The following is a 500-nucleotide window of genomic DNA, read 5'->3' as shown; positions in this document are numbered from 1 at the left end:
TCAGAACGGCGAGGTCGAAATTCTGCGCGGTCAGCCGCCCGCAAAGGCGATCTCGGTCTCCGCTGATGAGGGCGTCAGGGGCGTCACGGTCTACCGCGGCTCTTCCAATTTCGTGCCGGCGAAGACAGCGGCCGCCGCGCCGGTCGCCTATATCGGCGGTGAAAGGATCCACATCGACAGGCTGGAGCCGGTCGGCAACTGGTTCCTCGTCCGCTCCGGAGAGGACCTGACACTCGTCCACTGCTACACGCGACGCTCGACGATGGTCGGCGGCGCGCGGCGGATCCTCTGCACAGCGCGCCGTTTCTAGCGCCCCACGCTGTGCTCCGCCCCGCCGCGTGCTATAGTCTGCTTCATGCTGGAATCGCCCGACCTCGCCGCGCTCCCCCTACCCGCCCTCGCCGACATCGCCGAGTGGCTGGAGCGCGCCGCGCTCTGCGGCGAGTCCTCCGAGGCGCTGGTCGCCGGGCTGAGTGAGCGCCTGGTCGCCGCCGACATCC

General features: G+C 69.4%; 1 protein-coding gene. It reads left to right on the top strand.

Annotated elements, in window-relative coordinates:
• A partial coding sequence (locus ACKGJN_RS16965; protein WP_409540769.1) for a hypothetical protein occupies window positions 1–310 on the top strand: 310 nt, incomplete at its 5' end.
• Between the last annotated feature and the right edge of the window lie 190 nt (window positions 311–500).

The organism is Gillisia xinjiangensis (genome assembly GCF_046298265.1).
In the GTDB taxonomy this organism is placed as follows: Bacteria; Bacteroidota; Bacteroidia; order Flavobacteriales; family Flavobacteriaceae; genus Gillisia; species Gillisia xinjiangensis.
This window is presented reverse-complemented; position numbering and strand designations above follow the sequence as displayed.